2 protein-coding genes are annotated in these 1363 nt (G+C 44.6%); both read left to right on the forward strand.

The genetic code is table 11. The features are described from left to right. Positions 1 to 581: hypothetical protein (locus KDK18_RS12490; RefSeq protein WP_257255256.1), on the forward strand; the 581-nt coding region annotated here is incomplete at its 5' end. A 264-nt stretch (positions 582 to 845) separates the two neighbouring features. Further along, a complete protein-coding gene (locus KDK18_RS12495) occupies positions 846 to 1244 on the forward strand; it encodes a hypothetical protein (protein ID WP_257255257.1) in 399 nt (132 codons plus the stop codon). The last annotated feature ends 119 nt before the right edge of the window (positions 1245 to 1363 follow it).

A 1363-nucleotide genomic window follows, 5' to 3' on the forward strand; every position in this document is an offset into this window, starting at 1 on the left:
GGCAGGTAGGTTTTTTCCGGGTTTCTTGCAGAAACCTGGCGGGCAAAGGCATTGAGTGTTTCAGTTGTTGTTTGCCAGTCTCCGATGGAGCTGGATGGATTGGTTTTAATGGTATCGCTGATGTGGTCGTGACATTTGGCAGGGCTACACTTAATGCTCACCAAATAGATAAAATGGTGGAAATAATGAGGAAGCACGAACTTCTTATTTTGGTTGGCCTTGGCTTTATTAATATAAGTTATGCCGGTTCACAAATAACGGAAAGTGATTGTGAGTTTCTATACACTCCTGCTGATACGTTCTGGTATTTTACTCCTGCCAGTGATCCTTCGACTGTCGTAGGGGCCCAATGTTCTCTTTGCAATTACAATGACATGGATTGTCCTGTTGGGAGGCATCATCGGTGTTGTCTGACTATTGCCGGTGCCAGTAAAACGTCTGATACAGACTATTTTGGTGGTGTTAGTACTTTCACTAAAGGCTGGAGGTTGTATAAGCATTACTCAACCAAAGCTGAGCTCTTCCGGGACGTTAATAAAGGCGAGCTCAGGAAGGGATATGAAAAATGTATGAGTGAGTAATAGTCCTGAGAGAATTTCCGATAAGCGTCTGTCTTGCCCCACCCGAAAAGATTTTAGAAAGCATCCCTGCGGATTTCACCTGATGGGTGGTTTTTTACAGAGACACCATTTTGGCTCATTGCGTTTTGGCTCATGGCGTTGCAATCCTTCCGAAGCAGGGCTTTGCAGGCATGAAATCTGAGTGAAATATTCAGTACAAAAAAGCCCCTCAAAATTGATAAGGCTATACTTACCACTCGCCGAAAAGATGGCATGGTGAAAGTGATGAAGAAGTACGAGCTGCTTTTTTTGTTTTGCATTGGTTTTATCAATGTAAGTTATGCCGGCCCGCAAATCACCGGAGGTGACTGTCAGCATCTATACACCCCGTCAGATACATTTTGGTATTTTACGCCTGAAAATCCATATACTGCCGCAGGGGCTCAATGCGCCCTTTTAAAAGAGTACGATGTGTCTTGTCCGGTTGGGAAGCATAATTCTTGTTGCCTGATTATTGCCGGAGACAAGAACATACCAGATACAGATTATTACGGCGGTGTTAGTGTTCTTCTTAGCGGAAGGTGGCTGGTGTATAAAGATTACTCAACCAAAGCTGAACTCTTCCGGGACGTCAACAAAGGCGAGCTTAGAAAGGCCTATGAAAAATGTATGAATGAATCATAGGCCTGAGAGGCTATCCGGTAAGCACTTTTCCTGCCCCCCATCTAATTATTGGAAAACACTTCAGTTGACATCCTCCCCCACTGATTCAAGAAATCAGAGGGGGATTCCCATGGGGGCGC

This window comes from Endozoicomonas sp. SESOKO3, from assembly GCF_024606255.1.

Coding starts and splice junctions, on each gene's coding strand:
- KDK18_RS12495 (WP_257255257.1), top strand. CDS start 846: ATGAAGAAGTACGAGCTGCTTTTTTTGTTTTGCATTGGTTTTATCAAT.